The organism is Achromobacter sp. UMC46, from assembly GCF_014170335.1.
In the GTDB taxonomy this organism is placed as follows: Bacteria; Pseudomonadota; Gammaproteobacteria; order Burkholderiales; family Burkholderiaceae_B; genus Achromobacter.
This window is the reverse complement of record NZ_LZZS01000003.1, coordinates 431,420-446,897: the sequence shown is the minus strand read 5'-3', so window position 1 is coordinate 446,897 and position 15,478 is coordinate 431,420. Positions and strand designations below refer to the sequence as shown.

The window sequence follows — 15,478 nt, the reverse complement described above, 5'->3', positions numbered from 1 at the left end:
GGTTGGTGACGATTTTTTAGAGGGACGACCTCTGAATAGATGGCACACCCCGGCCGAGCCTCAATCCAATGGATACCTGCGAATCACCGTCTTCCCGTCACGCTCCGCCAGCGACAGCAAGGCTTCACCCGACGCGTCCATGCCCAGCAACCCAGTCTCCACGTCCTGGGGGATTTGGAACGGTCTCCACGTCTTGCCCTGGTCGCGCGTCGTGAAATAGGTTTTGGTGTATTCGTTGAATGAAAACAGATGGTCCGCGTAGGTCTTGATCACCCAGGCGTTGCGGCTGAACCAGGCGTCGCCGATCCAGCTGGGTTTGCCTTGCACAGTGGGCGACACCGAACGCTGGCGCCAGGTGCGGTCGCCTTTGTCCAGTTCATAGACGGCACTGCCCGATGTCTCGAAGACGGGCTCGTCGCGGGTATAGCGCGCATCGGGTGCGGGCGCCGGGACGGGCGGCACGTTCGGGGTGATGCGGAAGGCGGGGGACGCGCCGTTCTGGAAGGCCACTTCGAAGCGCCGGGTTTCCAGCACCTCATTCTTTTCCGCGGCGTTCAGGCTGATCCGCGTGCGCCAGCTCCAGCCCACTGCCCGCTTGTCGTCCAGGGGGTACAGCGACCAGTCATAGGCCAATTGGCTGCCGTCCTTGCCGGCCTTTTCCTGAAAGGCGCGGTCGAAGGCTTGCGCGTCGGGCCAGACCTGCTCGTTCAGCAAGGTGGCCGACCAATGGCGCGCGCCGTCTTCGCTGACCAACAGGCGCTGGCCGGCGTCGTGCCGTTCCAAAGCGATGACGCGGTCTTGGGTCAGGAACACCGTGTACTGCAATGGCGCCCCCAGGACGGCGGCCGGGTCGTAGGCCCAGGTCTTGCCCAGGTCATCCGAGCGCAGTGTTTCCCAGGCGGCGGGCGGATCGCCTTCGCTTGCAGGGCCCGGGCTGCGCGGCGTTCCGGTGATCAGGTACAGCGTGCGGCCTTGGGGCGAGCCGATCAGGCTGACACCGGTGTCGCCGCTGATCGAGCCCAGCAGTTCGAATACGCCCGTGCCCTGCCCGCCATAGATCAGGTTGCGGGTGTCGGCCAACTGCCATGGATTCTGCGGGCGCGCGTTCAGCGCGGGCACCTGCGCATCAAGCAGCGGCGCCTTTTCCAGGCCGGGCAGGTCTTTGGCCGTGACCAGGCGCTGCCCGATCAGCAATTGGCGTTCACCGAACCGTTGCAGCGACACGCGCGACGACGACGCGAATGGCGGACCGTTGAGCTCGCCGATCACCTCGCTGCGGACCAGCGGCTTACCCATCGGCATCAGTTGATAGATGCCATAGGCGATGACCCCCGCGACCACGATCGCGGCACCGCTGGCAAGCAGTCTAAGGTTCATGGCTGCAGAGCATCCTGATGCATGGGAGTCCGCCTTCCGGCGGGCGGCTTTTGGGGGAATGGACGAAACTATAGCGTGTTGCGCGACGTTCTCTATACTGACGTGACATACTCTCACGCCGCACCCGGCTGCACACGGAAACCCGACATGATCGCAAGGCACGCAAGCTTCGCCCTGGCCCTGGCTCTGCTGGGGACCGCCGGTTGGACGCAACAGGCCTTGGCCGCGCCCCCGGACGTTTGCCAGGCGGTGACCGTGCGTGAAGGGGATCCGATTCCGCCGGACGCCTGCGCCGTGAATATCGTGCCCCGCAACCTTGACGCAACGCTCATCGTGTTTGGCGACGGCCCCACGTGGACGCCGCTGGATCCGCAGGCCATGCCCGGCGTGTTCTACGACACGTCGTCGATTGCGCCGGTATCCGAAAAGCCCGTGGTGATGGCGGTGACAGTCGCGTGGTTCTATGCACAGCCCCGCGTGTCGGAGACGAATGGCCAGCCTTACGGATCGGTCTCTCAGCCCGTATTGCTGAACTGCGGCGCCAACACCTACACCGTCAACGAGACCCGGCATTACGCCGGCAATAACGCGACGGGTGCACTGGTGGAGTCGATTCCGGTAGCGGGCATCCACAACGCGCCCGTGGCGCGCGACCCGGTCCAGCGCAAGCTGCGCGCCATGGTGTGCCCCGCCCCGGGCAAGACCGTGCGCAAGTAGGCCAGGGCCGGCCCTACCCGCGCCAATACCGGTACAGCGCCCGCGCGCCCGCGTCCAGCAGGAAGCCCAGGACGCCGATCATCAGCACCATGGCCATCAGTTCGGAATAGGCCAGCCGGTCACGCGTGTCCAGGATGAAATATCCCATTCCCGCCGACACGCCCAGCATTTCGCAGGGGACCAGCACGATCCACAGGATGCCGATCGCCAGCCGCACCCCGGTCAGGATGTGACCCAGCACGCCGGGCAGGATCACGCTGCGCAGCGTCTCCCAACGGGTGGCCGCGACGCTCTGGGCCAGTTGCAGCCACCGTGGATCCAGCTGTTGCACGCCCGCCGCCGTATTCAGCACGATGGGCCAGACGGCGGCGAAGGTCAGCAGGAAATACACCGGGTCGTCGCCGACGCCGAACACCATCACGGCGATCGGCATCCACGACAGCGGCGAAATCATGCGCAGGAACTGCATGGCGGGCGATACGGCGGCCTCAAGCCGCCGCCAGCTGCCGATCGCCAAGCCGAGCGGCACGCCGATCAACAAGGCGAAGCCCAGTCCCACGGCAATGCGCCGCAGGCTGACCAGGATGTGCATAGGCAGATCCGACGCGGTCAGCAGTTCCGCCAGGCTGGCGAAAGTGGCGCCTGGGGAAAAGCGCCGTGCCATGCCGCCTGCGGGCGACAGGACATCGGTGCCCAGCCACCACAACGCCAGCAAGGCCGCCAAGCCGCCCAGCCCCAGCAGGCAGCGCCCGCCCAGGCCCGGGCCGGCCGTGGCGGGGCGGCTGACCGGTTCCGCGGAAGATGCCGCCGATGTGGCCTGCGCCGCCGCCGAACCGCCCGTTGCGGCATCGGCAAACGACTCGCGTACCGTCACGCCTGCACCATTTCAGTCCGCGTATAGGCGTCCGGGAACCCGAAGCGGTTCAGGCCGCCGACCGATTCGATGGCACGTTTGACGTAGCGGTCGTCGACCAGTTCGCGGGCGGCGCGCGCCGGGTCCAGGTCGGCCAGGAAGCCCCGGTCGGCTTCGATCAGCGTGTCGCGCAGGCGGCGCACCAGCTCCTCGGTGTAACTGGGAAACGGATAAGGCTGGAAATCGATGCGGCGCTCGTCCCAATCGGCGTGGCGGATGGCGCCGCTGCCCAGGTACGCTTCGCGGTCGGACGCCGGCGGCGCCAGCACCTTGGTCAACGCAGGCAGGCCGTGCGGCGTATAGCGGTTGATGCCTTCCTTGGACAGCAGCTGGGCGGTCTCTGAACGGTGGTCGCGTATCCACAACTGGGCCTGCACGATGGCGTCAACCACCTTCTGCGACCATTCCGGGCGCTGTTCCAGGTCGCGCTCGTGCATGAAGACCACGCAGCACGCGTGGTTGCGCCAGATATCGCCGGTAAAGCGCAGCACCTTGCCCACGCCCAGGGTTTCAGCGACCGCGTTAAAGGGTTCGGCCACGATGTAGCCCGCGATGCGGTTCTGCGCCAGGGCCGGCGGCATGTCCGCCGGCGCCATGACGATCAGGTTGACCTCGTTCGCGCCGACCGAGCCGTCCTTGCGCGCCACCGGCGTCAAACCGTTCTCGCGCAGCAGATGCTGCAGCATGACGTTGTGGATGGAATACCAGAACGGGATGGCGACCGTCTTGCCGCCCAATTCCTTGACGCTGTTGATGGCGGGCACCACCGTCAGGCCCGATCCGCCCACGTGGTTCCAGGCCACCACCTTGGCCGGCACCTTGCTGCCGAAGCGCGCCCATACCGTCATCGGCGACAACAGGTGCACCACATTCACCTGGCCCGAAATGAAGGCCTCGATCACCTGCGCCCAACTGCGCAGCAGCGTGGGCTTTTCTGCCTTGACGCCGGCTTTGTCGAACAGGCCATTGTTATGCGCCACCAGCAGCGGTGCGGCGTCGGTGATGGGCAGGTAGCCGATGCGCACCGGTGCGTCGGGCTCGCTTTGCGCGCGGGCGCTGAACGCCGACAACAAGGTGCTGGCACCGCCTGCCGTCAGCAGGGCCGAGAGTTTCAACCAGTCGCGACGCGACATGTGTTCCAGGCACATCAATGAGCTCCTTGGTGGACGAACGTCCGTTCAAACCATTGCGGCATCGCCGCGCACGGCCCGCAGCGCGGTGCGCAGACGGGTCAGGATTTCCAGGCGCAGCGCGCCCATTTCAGGCAGCAGGTCGGCGCGCGGATGCGGCAGACCGACCGTCCAACCGCCCAGGATGCGGCCGGGCGAGCCGCCCAGCAGCACGATCCGGTCGGCCAGCACCAGCGCTTCGTCGATATCGTGCGTGATCAGGACGGCCGCGGTCTGGAAGTCGGCCACCACCTTGCGCAGCAGCCCCTGCATCTCGCTGCGCGTCACTTCGTCCAGCGCGCCGAAGGGTTCGTCCAGCAGCAGCACCGAGGGTTGGCGCGCCAGGCAGCGCGCCAGCGCAGTGCGTTGCGCCATGCCGCCCGACAATTGCGACGGCCGCAGATGCCGGGCATGCGACAGGCCGACTTCGTCGATGGCTTGATCGATCCGGCTCCGGCGCTGGCTGTCCGTCAGCGCGGGTTGATGCTTGAAGTCCAGCCCGAACGCGACATTGCGTTCCAAGGACAGCCAAGGCAAGAGGCTGGGATCCTGGAATGCGACGGCCACGCGGGGATGCACGCCGGTCAACGGCGCGCCTTCCATCAATAGCGACCCGGCGGTCGCGGGCTGCAAGCCGGCCAGCACGCGCAGCAGGCTGGACTTGCCTGCCCCGCTGGCACCCAGCACCGCCACGACTTCGCCGCGCGCCAGGTCCAGGTCCACCTCGTGGAAAACGGGGCCGGCTGCGCCGGGGTAGCGCAGCGCCAGGCCACGCGCCTGCAATACCGTCGGCGCGCCGGCCGTCATGCGGCGGCCTCGGCGGCCAGTCTGGCCTGGCGTTTGGCCAACTCGGTCTTCAACTGGACCAGACTGGGCGTGACGATCGGCAGGAACGCGGCTTCGCGCCAGCGCCGCGCGAAGCCGGCCCCCGCCGGTTTCAAATAGGCGGCGCCGCCGCTGGCCTGCAATTCCAGCTGCACCGCCTGGTTGGCCGCTTCAGCCAGGGCGATGCGGATCTCGAACAAGGCCCAAGGCTCGGCCACGAAGCGTTCGCTGCGCACGCCGGCGATCAGGCTGGCGGCCAGCGCATCCACCTGCTCACCCAGCGCTTGCAACGGTTCACCCAGGATGCCGCGCGACGCCTGGCCTTGGCCCGTTTGCGTTGCGGCTTGCAATGCCCGGCGGGCCAGCCCGATGGACAAACCGCATTGCAGGCCGGCAAACGCCGGACGCGCGCGCGGCAGATACTGCCGGGCATCGGGATGGATCAACCACTCCGGCCCGATGCGCACGCCCTGCACCGTCAGCGCCGCGGTGTTGCTGGATTGCAGGGCCAGCAGGGACAGGTCCGGGCTGCGGACCAGGCCCGCGATGCCGTTCGGCAGCGCCACCACGGCGGGCGTGCCATCCGGCGCGGTGACGGCGGCCGCCACCAGAAAGCCCTGCGGCCGCAAATTGGTCACCCAGGGCATGCGCCCGTCCAGCACCCATTGGCCGCCGTCGTCCTGGGCGCCGATCTGCAGGGATTCGATGCCGGACAGGAACTTCATGGCGTTGGACAGCGCGGTGGCGCCAGCTTGTTCGCCCGCCAGCAGCCGCGCCATCCAGGCGTCTGCCAACGCGGTGTTCGGGCTGCGCAACAGGTATTCGATGAATACGCGCTGGCTCCAGGCCACGAAGGCGCTGGCGACAGAGCGCTCGGCCACCTGGGATACCGCTTCGATGGCGTCGCCGATATCGGTGCCGGGCAAGCCGCCTTCGGCCACCGGCACGCCGATCCGGAACAGGCCGGCATCGGCCAGCCGGGGCAGCACGGCGGCGGCGGAGAGACTACCGTCGTCCAACGCGTCGGCGTGCTGGTCCAGCCATGCCGCCAGGTTCTGGGGCAAGGCCCAGCCCGCGGCGGGCACTGCGCTGAGCGCTTGCCCCGCCGTCACGCGCCGCTCCACGCGTAGTCGCGCAATTGTTCGTTCAGCGGCGTCTGGGCCAGGTTGTTGCCGAAGTTGCAGATGGTGGCCAGCCCCACGCCCACGATGACTTCCAGCGCATTGCCGTCCGTGTAGCCGGCGTCGCGCAGCGCCTGATAGGCCTCGTCGCTGACACGGCCGCGCGTCTGGATGACGGCTTCCGTAAAGGCGGCCAAGGCCTGCAGGCGTTCATCGGGCACCACGCCCTGGGCGCGCAGCGCGTCCACGACTTCGGGCGACAGCCTTGCCTTGTTGCGGGCCAGCGCCGTATGGCCGGCCACGCAGAACGTGCAGCCGTGGCGCGTGCCGGCCACCAATTGGACCACCTCGCGTTCCTGCAAGGTCAGGCCCGCACGGGCATTGATCTGCGACAGCGTCTGATACGCTTCCAGCGCGACGGGCGCGTTGGCCAGCACCCCCAGCAGATTGGACAGGTATCCCGACGCCTTTTCCGCGGCGGCCAGCGCGTCGCGCGTGGGTTCGGGAGCGCTTTGCGCGGTGTGGACGGGCAAACGGGCCATGAAGGTCTCCTGGGGTATCGTGGAAAAGCTTATTGTGCGGGTGCCCGGCGGCAAGCGACAATGCATGAAGATCGCAACTTGATGCTAGATCTTATCGACTTTCAGCTATGCGCTTATAACCATCTTGCCTTTCAATCCCGACCACACCGAACAAGCCGCCGTCGATGCGCTGCTGCTGTCCAGCCTGGAAGTGCAGTCCAGCTTGTATCACCTGGGGCAATACTGCGGCAATTGGTCCGCCAGCACCAGCGGGCGGGCGCGCGCCAGTTTCCATTTGATCCTGCATGGCCGCTGCCGGGTCGACCTGGGCGAAGGGCAAGACCCGCTGACCTTGGCAGCCGGCGACGGCATCTTCTTCCTGCGCGACATTCCGCATGCTTTGACGCCGCTGGACAACCCGGCGCCAGGCGGCGCCTTGTGCACGGCCATGGAGCCGCTGTTGCCCCGCCAGGCCGACAGCACGGGGCTTGCCTGCGGCTTTTTCCAATTTCGCCCCGGGCTGGCCGATATGCTTGCCGATACGTTGCCCGACTATCTGGTGCTGCGCGCCGATGACGAGCGCTTCCGCACGGCACGGGGCGTCTTCGAATTGATCCTTGGCGAAACGGCGCGCGAACCCGGCGCGTCGCCCGTGGTGCTGGAACGGCTGACCGATCTGCTGATTTTCTTCATGTTGCGGCATCTGGCCATCCACGACCGGCAGGCCTATGGCCTGTTCGTGCTGGCGCGCGACTCGGCCATGGCGGGCCTGCTTCAAGCCATTCTGGAGAATCCCGCCTCCACCTGGAGCATGCAGGACATGGCGGACCGCCTGCACATGTCGAAGGCGACGTTCCACCGGCGCTTCACGCTGCAAAGCGGCACGACGCCCGCGCAATTGCTGCAATTGCTGCGCATGCGCGTCGCGCGCCGCCTGCTGGGCCAGGGCGTGAGCATCCAGGATGCGGCCGAGCGCGTGGGGTATCAATCCCAGGCCGCGTTCAGCCGCGTGTTCCAGCGTACGGAGGGCATGGCGCCTTCGATCTGGCGCAAGCGCCGCACGGCGCAAGGCTAGGCGAAAGCCCCCGGATTTCAGCCTAATCCCAGCAGCAGCTCGGCCAGCAGGCCGGGGTGCGTGATGTGCGCCTCGTGGGGCGCGGCGATGTCCACCCACCTCCAGCCCTGCTGCGACTTCACCAGTTGGCGCGATGCTTCCAGCACTGCCAGTTCGGGCTGCGTGCAATGGATATAGGTGCGCGGGCGCCCGTTGCCGATGGGATGCTTCAACGTCAGCGGCGTGGTGTAGCTGGCCAGCGGATGCGCGGTCAGGCGGCGCTTGACCCATTCGTCGTCCGCGCTGCCCGGGATGAAGCCCCAGGCGGCCGGAATCGGATCGGGGATCGGCACCGCCAGGCCGCCGGTGGCCTTCGAGGCCGCCGCGATCCGCGCGTCGGCATCCGCCTTCGGATAGACCGAAAACGCGTCCTGCCCGCTTTGCAGCACGATGGCGTCGAAGTACACCAGGTGCGCCAGGCGCTCGGGAATGCGGTCGGCCACGCCGGTGATGGGGATGCCGCCGAAGCTGTGCCCCACCAATACCACGTCCTGCAACTCTTCGGTTTCGATGACCTGCACCAGGTCTTCGACGAAGGTGTCGATCGTGATGCCCTTGTTCAGCAGGTGGGCGCGGTCGCCCATGCCGGTGTAGCTGGGCGCGTACACGCGATGGCCCGCCGCCTGCAGGCGGTCCGCCACCGGGCGCCAGCACCAGCCGCCATGCCAGGAGCCGTGCGCCAGCACATAGGTCTTGGCCTTCTTGGCCGGCGTGGCGGCAAGCGCCGCCGGTGCCGCGGCCAGGGCGGGCAGCCCGGCAGCCAGCTTCAACAGGGTTCTGCGGGGAATCAGCGTCATTGCGTCACACCTGCGCCAGCGCCTGTTCCAGATCGGCGATCAGGTCGTCGATGTGTTCGATGCCGATCGACAGGCGCACCGTCTCTTCGCGCACGCCGGCCTTTTGCAGCTCTTCCGGATTCAACTGGCGGTGCGTGGTGGACGCCGGGTGCGTGGCCAGCGACTTCGAATCGCCGATGTTGACCAGGCGCGTGAACAGTTGCAGCGCGTCCTGGAAGCGCGCGCCCGCCTCGCGGCCACCCTTCACGCCGAACGTGAACAGGCCGGGGACCTTGCCGCCCAGGTACTTCTTCGCCAGCGCGTGGTCGGGGTGGTCCGGCAGGCCGGCGTAATTCACCCATTCCACCTTCGGGTGCTCGCGCAGGAAGTTGGCGACCTTGACGGCGTTCTCGACGATGCGGTCCACGCGCAACGCCAGCGTTTCGATGCCTTGCAGGATCTGGAAGGAATTGAACGGCGAGATCGCGGCACCCGTGTTGCGCAACGGCACGACCCGCGCGCGGCCGATGTAGGCGGCGGCGCCGAAGGCTTCGGTGTAGACCACGCCGTGGTAGCTGACGTCGGGTTCGTTCAGCCGCTTGAAGCGCGCCTTGTGCTCGGCCCACGGGAACTTGCCGGAATCGATGATGGCGCCGCCCAGGCTGGTGCCGTGGCCGCCCAGGTACTTGGTCAGCGACTGCACCACGATGTCCGCGCCGTGCTCGATCGGGCGCAACAGGTACGGCGACGGCACGGTGTTGTCCACGATCAGCGGCAGGCCGTGGCGGTGGGCCACGTCGGCCAGCGCGGCGATGTCGGTGATGTTGCCCAACGGATTGCCGACCGACTCCGCGAAGATGGCCTTGGTGCGGTCGTCGATCTGCGCTTCGAACGCCGCCAGGTCGCTGGGGTTGGCGAAGCGCGTGGTGATGCCGTACTGCGGCAGCGTGTGCGCGAACAGGTTGTAGGTGCCGCCGTACAGCGTGCTGGACGACACGATGTTGTCGCCCGCTTCGGCGATGGTCAGGATGGCGTAGGTGACCGCGGCCTGGCCCGAGGCCAGCGCCAACCCGGCGATGCCGCCTTCCAGCGCCGCCACGCGCTGTTCCAGCACGTCGGTCGTCGGGTTCATGATGCGGGTGTAGATGTTGCCCGGCACCTTCAAGTCGAACAGGTCGGCGCCATGCTGCGTATCGTCGAATGCGTAGGCAACCGTTTGATAGATGGGCACGGCCACGGCGCGCGTGGTGGGGTCGGGCCGGTAGCCGCCATGCACGGCAACGGTTTCCAGGCGCCAGTTGGGCTTCTTCGGTTCAGTCATGTGTCTCTCCAGGTGATGCGTTTTCGATGATTCAGATCAGACGCCAAGCGCGCGCACGGCGCGCAAGATGCGTTCAACGTCTGCATGATTGTTATAGGCGCCGACGGACAGGCGCACGTAACCATACTCCACTACGCTGGCCACCACGCCCGCCTCGTTCAGATGGGCCAAGGCGGCGGCGGGATCGGCCACGCGCAATGCGGTCGTCGTGCTGCGCAACGCGGCGTCGGCCGGCGACACCACTTGCGCGCCCAGCGCGCGCAGGCCTTCGCCAAGCGCTTGCGACAGTTCCAGCACCCAAGGTTCGATGCGCTCGGGTTGCGCGCCTTCGATCAAATCCAGCGCGCCTGCCCAACCCGCGATGCCCGGGTAATTGAGATTACCGCTTTCCAACCGGCGGGCATCGCCCGCATCCGAGACGCCCACCTGCCATTGCAGGCCGGACTTGTCCAGCGTGGTCACGCCAGACGGACCGATGTACAGCGGATCCAGCGCGTCCAGCAGCTTGGGCGACACGTGCAGGAAACCCACGCCCAACGGGCCCAGCAGACCTTTGTGCGCGCCGCAGGCGAACGCGTCCACGTGCCACGCATCGACCTTGGCGCGGAGCAGACCCGCGCCCTGGATGCCGTCGACGACCAGCCAGATGCCACGCGCCGCGCAGCGGCGGCCCAACTCGGCGATGTCGGTCAGGAGGCCCGTCCCATACTGCACCCACGACACGGCGATCAGGCGCGTGCGGGCATCCACGTGCTGCCACAGGTCGTCCACCGTGTAGCGGTGCGAATTCGCTTTCGCCACCCGCACCTGCACGCCGCGGCGACGCAGGTTCAGCCAGGGCAAGGCATTGGTGGGATGTTCCTGATCGTCCACGATCAGGTTGTCGCCGTCTTGCCATGCCAGCCCTTGCGCAACGGTGTTCAAGCCTTCGGTGGTGTTCTTGGTGAAGGCCAGCCGGCGGGCCTCGCCGCCGATCAGGCGGGCCAGCCGCCCACGCAGCGCGTCGGCGTCGCGCAACCACTGCGGCTTGTCGCTGCGGGCATGCGTGATGCCATCGAAGAAGGCGGCGACCGCGTCCGCCACCTTGGGCGACAGCGGGCTGGTGTAGGCGATGTTGGCGTAGGCCTTGTCACGCGTGATGGGAAACAACTGCCTGAATTCGTCCTGCCAGCTCATGCGCGACCTTCCGTGTAATTCCAACTTGGTATGCCGGAATTCTAGGTATATGACGCGGATCTGGATAAGGCTTAGTTCTTATATTCATATCACCATACAGTCGCTCGAAAACCCGCGGCGCCCGCCCATAATTCATGCCTTTCTTGCATACAGACAATACGGGAACGGCATGCGATTGACTCAACTATTCAAAGCGGCGGGCGTGATTGCAGCGCTGACGATCACAGGCGCCGCCCAGGCCGGCACGGTCGACGCCATCAAGAAGCGCGGCGAACTGGTATGCGGCGTCAGCCAGGGTTCGGCAGGCCTGTCGATCGCCGACAAGCAAGGCCGCTGGACCGGCCTGGACGCGGACCTGTGCCGCGCATTGGCCGCCGCCGTGCTGGGTGACGGCGAGAAGACGCGCTTCGTGCCGCTCAGTTCGCAGCAGCGCTTCCCCGCGCTGCAATCCGGCGAGATCGACGTGCTGAACCGCAACACCACCATCACATCCAGCCGCGACGCGGGCCTGGGCATCGTGTCCGCCGGCATTGTCTTCTATGACGGCCAGGGCTTCCTGGTGCCCGCCAGGCTGGGAGTCAAAAGCGCCACCGAGCTGGATGGCGCCCAGGTCTGCGTGCAGCCCGGCACCGTCAACGAACAGAATCTGGTCGACTACTTCAAGAAGCACCAGCTCACGTACCGGCCGGTGGTGATCGAGAACCTGGTGGAACTGGAACAGGCCTTCTACGCCGGCCGCTGCGACGTCTATCTGTCGGATGCTTCCACGCTGGCGGCCAGCCGCGCCGCGCGCGCCGGCAAGCCGGACGATTTCGTGATCTTGCCCGAGCGGATCAACAAGTCGCCACTGGGCCCGTTCGTGCGCCAGGACGACGCCAACTGGGCGGCCATCGTGCGCTGGACCGTCAACGCGCTGGTCGCCGCCGAAGAGCTGGGCATCACGGCGAAGAACGCCGACAGCCAGGCGCAAAGCACCGATGCGCAAGTCCGCCGCCTGCTGGGCGTGGACGCGGGCATCGGCAAGAGCTTCGGCCTGGATGAAAGCTGGGCGAAGAACGCCATCAAGGCCGTGGGCAACTATGGCGAAGTGTGGGACCGTAACTTGGGCGCGGCCACGCCGTTGAAGCTGGACCGCGGCTTGAACGCGCAGTGGAACCAGGGCGGCCTGCTGTATTCGCCGCCATTCCAATAACGTCGCGCCCCCTTTGAATTCGCGCCCCTTTTGAGCGCGGCGGGCGGGCCCACGGCCCGCCTTTTGCATTGCCCCCCCGCCATGACGACTGCACCGACCCTTCCCTTCCCCCCGCCCGGCCCGCTGCGCCGCTGGCTGGCGCCCCTGGCCTGGATCCTGGCATTGGGCGGCATGGCCGCCGTCCTGCTGCGGCACGTCGAATCCGTGCAGGCGGCGCGTGGCGTCCAGGGCGGATTCGGCTTCCTGTTTCAACCTGCGGGCTTCCGAATTTCGGAAAGCCTGCTTGCCGTCACGCCCGACGCCCCGTACTGGATGTCGATCGCGGCGGGCCTGGTCAACACGCTGACCGTGGCGGCCGTAGCCATTCCGCTGGCCACCGCGCTGGGCATCGCGCTGGGCCTCATGCGCCTGTCCACCCACCCGCTGGCGGCGCGCTGCGCCGCCGCCGTCATCGCGCCGTTGCGCAACACGCCGGTGCTGCTGCAACTGTTCGTCTGGTACGGGTTGCTGCTGCGCTTGCCGGACGTGCGGCAAGCGTGGTCCCCCTTGCCTTCCGTGTTGCTGTCCAACCGCGGGCTGGCGCTGCCAGCCGTGCAAGGATGGCTGCCGTATGCCGCCGTCGCGCTGATAGCCCTGGTGCTGGGCTGGCACGCGCAACGCCGATGGGGCCGCCGCGCGGCGATCGCCTCGCTGCTGGTTGCCGCGCTAGCCTGGGCGATCCTGCCCGCCATGCACATCGACCTGCCCGTCAAACGCGGCTTGGGGTTGCAAGGCGGCTGGCAGCCCAGCATCGAGTTCGCGGCGCTGCTGATCGGACTGGTCGTGTTTCACGCGGCCTACATCGCCGATATCGTGCGCGCCTCGGTGCGCGCCGTGCCGGTCGGGCTGGTTGAAGCGGGCCAGGCCATGGGCCTGACGCCTTGGGCCGTACTACGGCGGGTGATCGCCCCTTATGCCACGCGCGTCGCCCTGCCGCCTTACGCGAACCAGTGCCTGGCGCTGGTGAAGAACAGCACGCTGGCGATCGCCATCGGCTACCAGGAACTGATGGCCGTCATCAACACCGCCATCACGCAGACCGGGCTGGCGCTGGAGGGCATCGCAGTGGCCGTGGCCGCCTATCTGTTGCTGGCGCTGGTGCTGGGCGGCGGCTTGTCGGCCTGGAACGCGCGCAATACCCGCCATGGCCCGGGCGACACGCACGGGGCAAGGCTGGGTGACCGCCCGCTATGGCGCGCCACAGGTGGCGACGCGCATCCCTGGCGCGGCAAAGCAGCGTCTACCATCTTGGCCGTGCTGCTGGCCGCCCTTGCTTGGGCGCTGCTGGATTGGGCCGTGCTGCGAGCCGTATGGGTGGGCGGACCCTCGGCCTGCGCCAACACGGCCGGCGCCTGCTGGGCCGCTGTCGGGGAAAACCTGCCGTTGCTGCTCTTCGGCACCATGACGGCCGCCGACCGCACGCCAGCCGCCATCGCTTGCGTAGCGCTGCTGGGGGGAATCGCGTTGGCGCTGGGCGGGCGGCGCGTGCCGCGCAAGGCACGCGCGGGCACACTGGCCCTCTTGCTGCTGATCGTCGCCAGCGCCTTGACGGGCTGGCCCTGGGGCGGCGCCTTGATCGGCCCCCAGCGCTGGGGCGGGTTGCTGGTGACGCTGATACTGGCCATCGCCGCCTTGGCCGCCGCCGTGCCGCTGGCCTTCGCGCTGGCGCTGCTGCGCCGGTCCGCCAACCGCACCGGCTCGCTTGCCGCCGCCGGCCTGATCGAAGGCGTGCGAGGCATCCCGCTGGTGACGCAGCTGCTGTTCGCGTCCTTTGTCATGCCGATGCTGCTGGGCGGCGGCGTGTCCAAATTCAGCATGGCGTTAGCCGCGCTGACGCTGCATACCGCCTGCCTGCTGGCGGAAGTGCTGCGCGGCGCGCTGCAAGCGATTCCCCCGGGCCAGATGATGGCGGCCCGTGCGCTGGGCATGCGCCCCGCCACCGCCTATGCCTCGGTAATCTGGCCGCAGGCGCGCCGCATCGCCGCGCCCGCGGCGCTGGGCGTCTTCGTGGGTGCCGTCAAGGACACGTCGTTGGTCAGCATCATCGGCGTGTTCGACGTGCTGGGCGCCGCCAAGGCGGTGGTGGCCGGCACCGACTGGCGGCCCTATCACGTCGAGGTCTATCTGGCGGTGGCGATGCTGTACTTCGCGGCGAGCCTGGCGCTGTCCCGGGTCGCCAGGCGCATGGAGGTCAACCCGCCCGCGAATCCAGCGGCGTGCGGTTCAAAAACCGGTCGAAGGCGTTCAGGTACGCCACTTCCACCGCCGTAAGCTTGCGCTGCTTGTGCCAGGTCAGGAACACATCGATTTCGGCCACGGACTCCGCAGGCGGCAGGCGGCGCAGTTCGCCGTTGACGACATCCTGCCGGATCAGGTGTTCGGGCAGGAAGCTCAGGCCGATGCCGGCCACCACCATGCGCCGCACCTCTTCGATATTGGGCGAGGTGCCCACGATCCGGCCCGTAAAACCCTGCTGGTCCCGGAATATGGTCAGTGGAGACAGCGTGTCGCCGATCTGGTCGCTGGCGAAGCACACGAAGTTCTGGTCCATCAGGTCTTCGATGCTGACGCGCTGCTTTGCGAACAGCGGATGATGGCGGCCGCAGACCACCGCGTACTGGTGCCTCAGGAACAGGCGGCGCTCCAGGACGTCGACGGGCTTGCGGCACAGGCAGATGCCAAGTGCCGGCACCCGCTTGGCCAACGCATCCAGGATAGCCGCGCTGGGCAGCACGTCCATGTGGAATTCGATCTTGGGATAGCGCCGATGGAATTGCGCCAGGAAGTCGTCGTACGCGGGGCTTTGCACCTTGCTCATCACCAGCAGCCGCAGCGTGCCCGCGATTTCGGCCTTGTCCTGGGTGGCGGCATTCTCGATGCGTGCCATCGTGCCGTACATGTCGCGGGCGATGGCGTAGATCTCGTCGCCCAGGCCCGTCAGGCGGAATTCGCCGTTGCGCCGATGCAGCAGCAGGCCGCCTACCGCCTCTTCCAGCCGTTTGAGCGCCTGGCTGACCGCCGGCTGGCTTAAGTGCAGCGCTTGCGCCGCACGGCCGACCCCGCGCTCTTGCACCACGAACATGAAGGTGCGCAGCAGGTTCCAGTCCATGCGTTCAGGCGCAAGCGTCAGCGCGGTAGGCGGCGAGGTCGGTTTTCGGGCGGGCGGATGAGGCATGGCGTCGCGGACGGGTTCGAAAGAAAGGACGGATTCCGAACC

14 protein-coding genes are annotated in these 15,478 nt (G+C 67.5%); 4 read left to right on the top strand and 10 right to left on the bottom strand.

Annotated features, from left to right (window positions below; all coding sequences use genetic code 11):
- Positions 1-60: 60 nt before the first annotated feature.
- On the bottom strand, positions 61-1,377 hold the full coding sequence (locus A9973_RS02520; RefSeq protein WP_183012183.1) for a hypothetical protein: 1,317 nt from the start codon (positions 1,375-1,377) through the stop codon (positions 61-63).
- A 147-nt stretch (positions 1,378-1,524) separates the two neighbouring features.
- Here A9973_RS02520 and A9973_RS02515 point away from each other — a divergent pair, with 147 nt between their 5' ends.
- The gene (locus tag A9973_RS02515; protein WP_183012182.1) at positions 1,525-2,094 is read left to right on the top strand and encodes a surface-adhesin E family protein; all 570 of its coding nucleotides are present in this window, start codon (positions 1,525-1,527) and stop codon (positions 2,092-2,094) included.
- A gap of 13 nt (positions 2,095-2,107) precedes the next feature.
- On the opposite strand, the gene A9973_RS02510 is transcribed toward A9973_RS02515, so the two are convergent.
- From A9973_RS02510 to A9973_RS02490, 5 genes are read right to left on the bottom strand one after another with little or no spacing between them, the layout of a single operon-like run.
- Positions 2,108-2,968, bottom strand: a complete 861-nt coding sequence (locus A9973_RS02510) for an ABC transporter permease (RefSeq protein ID WP_370539427.1) — start codon at positions 2,966-2,968, stop codon at positions 2,108-2,110.
- Positions 2,965-4,155 carry an ABC transporter substrate-binding protein gene (locus tag A9973_RS02505; protein WP_183012181.1) on the bottom strand — a complete coding sequence of 397 codons (1,191 nt, stop codon included), beginning with the start codon at positions 4,153-4,155 and terminating at the stop codon, positions 2,965-2,967. Before A9973_RS02505 ends, A9973_RS02510 begins: the two co-directional genes overlap by 4 nt.
- Positions 4,156-4,185: 30 nt before the next feature.
- Positions 4,186-4,983, bottom strand: a complete 798-nt coding sequence (locus A9973_RS02500; RefSeq protein WP_183012180.1) for an ABC transporter ATP-binding protein — start codon at positions 4,981-4,983, stop codon at positions 4,186-4,188.
- Positions 4,980-6,113, bottom strand: a complete 1,134-nt coding sequence (locus A9973_RS02495) for an acyl-CoA dehydrogenase (protein ID WP_370539426.1) — start codon at positions 6,111-6,113, stop codon at positions 4,980-4,982. Before A9973_RS02495 ends, A9973_RS02500 begins: the two co-directional genes overlap by 4 nt.
- A complete protein-coding gene (locus A9973_RS02490) occupies positions 6,110-6,664 on the bottom strand; it encodes a carboxymuconolactone decarboxylase family protein (RefSeq protein WP_183012179.1) in 555 nt (184 codons plus the stop codon). The genes A9973_RS02495 and A9973_RS02490 overlap by 4 nt, the downstream gene beginning before the upstream one ends.
- Positions 6,665-6,788: 124 nt before the next feature.
- On the opposite strand from A9973_RS02490, the gene A9973_RS02485 reads away from it, so the two are divergent.
- On the top strand, positions 6,789-7,718 hold the full coding sequence (locus A9973_RS02485) for an AraC family transcriptional regulator (RefSeq protein ID WP_183012178.1): 930 nt from the start codon (positions 6,789-6,791) through the stop codon (positions 7,716-7,718).
- A 17-nt stretch (positions 7,719-7,735) separates the two neighbouring features.
- Here the strand turns inward: A9973_RS02485 and A9973_RS02480 are convergent, their stop codons facing one another.
- From A9973_RS02480 to A9973_RS02470, 3 genes are read right to left on the bottom strand one after another with little or no spacing between them, the layout of a single operon-like run.
- Entirely contained in the window at positions 7,736-8,554 is an 819-nt protein-coding gene (locus A9973_RS02480) for an alpha/beta fold hydrolase (RefSeq protein ID WP_183012177.1), read from the bottom strand.
- Between the two features lie 4 nt (positions 8,555-8,558).
- On the bottom strand, positions 8,559-9,854 hold the full coding sequence (locus A9973_RS02475; protein ID WP_183012176.1) for an O-acetylhomoserine aminocarboxypropyltransferase/cysteine synthase family protein: 1,296 nt from the start codon (positions 9,852-9,854) through the stop codon (positions 8,559-8,561).
- Between the two features lie 36 nt (positions 9,855-9,890).
- A complete protein-coding gene (locus A9973_RS02470) occupies positions 9,891-11,030 on the bottom strand; it encodes an aminotransferase class V-fold PLP-dependent enzyme (protein ID WP_183012175.1) in 1,140 nt (379 codons plus the stop codon).
- 169 nt (positions 11,031-11,199) lie between these two features.
- On the opposite strand from A9973_RS02470, the gene A9973_RS02465 reads away from it, so the two are divergent.
- Both A9973_RS02465 and A9973_RS02460 read left to right on the top strand, forming a co-directional pair.
- The gene (locus A9973_RS02465) at positions 11,200-12,222 is read left to right on the top strand and encodes an amino acid ABC transporter substrate-binding protein (RefSeq protein ID WP_183012174.1); all 1,023 of its coding nucleotides are present in this window, start codon (positions 11,200-11,202) and stop codon (positions 12,220-12,222) included.
- An 81-nt stretch (positions 12,223-12,303) separates the two neighbouring features.
- Positions 12,304-14,532 (top strand): ABC transporter permease subunit, encoded by a 2,229-nt coding sequence (locus tag A9973_RS02460; protein ID WP_183012173.1) that lies wholly within the window; start codon positions 12,304-12,306, stop codon positions 14,530-14,532.
- Here A9973_RS02460 and A9973_RS02455 read toward each other — a convergent pair.
- Positions 14,453-15,370: a LysR family transcriptional regulator gene (locus A9973_RS02455; protein ID WP_183012288.1), complete on the bottom strand. Its 918-nt coding sequence runs from the start codon at positions 15,368-15,370 to the stop codon at positions 14,453-14,455. The genes A9973_RS02460 and A9973_RS02455 overlap by 80 nt on opposite strands.
- Positions 15,371-15,478: the final 108 nt, after the last annotated feature.

Coding starts and splice junctions, on each gene's coding strand:
- A9973_RS02490 (WP_183012179.1), bottom strand. CDS start 6,664: ATGGCCCGTTTGCCCGTCCACACCGCGCAAAGCGCTCCCGAACCCACG.
- A9973_RS02515 (WP_183012182.1), top strand. CDS start 1,525: ATGATCGCAAGGCACGCAAGCTTCGCCCTGGCCCTGGCTCTGCTGGGG.
- A9973_RS02465 (WP_183012174.1), top strand. CDS start 11,200: ATGCGATTGACTCAACTATTCAAAGCGGCGGGCGTGATTGCAGCGCTG.
- A9973_RS02455 (WP_183012288.1), bottom strand. CDS start 15,370: ATGGACTGGAACCTGCTGCGCACCTTCATGTTCGTGGTGCAAGAGCGC.
- A9973_RS02460 (WP_183012173.1), top strand. CDS start 12,304: ATGACGACTGCACCGACCCTTCCCTTCCCCCCGCCCGGCCCGCTGCGC.
- A9973_RS02470 (WP_183012175.1), bottom strand. CDS start 11,030: ATGAGCTGGCAGGACGAATTCAGGCAGTTGTTTCCCATCACGCGTGAC.
- A9973_RS02480 (WP_183012177.1), bottom strand. CDS start 8,554: ATGACGCTGATTCCCCGCAGAACCCTGTTGAAGCTGGCTGCCGGGCTG.
- A9973_RS02520 (WP_183012183.1), bottom strand. CDS start 1,377: ATGAACCTTAGACTGCTTGCCAGCGGTGCCGCGATCGTGGTCGCGGGG.
- A9973_RS02505 (WP_183012181.1), bottom strand. CDS start 4,155: ATGTGCCTGGAACACATGTCGCGTCGCGACTGGTTGAAACTCTCGGCC.
- A9973_RS02500 (WP_183012180.1), bottom strand. CDS start 4,983: ATGACGGCCGGCGCGCCGACGGTATTGCAGGCGCGTGGCCTGGCGCTG.
- A9973_RS02475 (WP_183012176.1), bottom strand. CDS start 9,854: ATGACTGAACCGAAGAAGCCCAACTGGCGCCTGGAAACCGTTGCCGTG.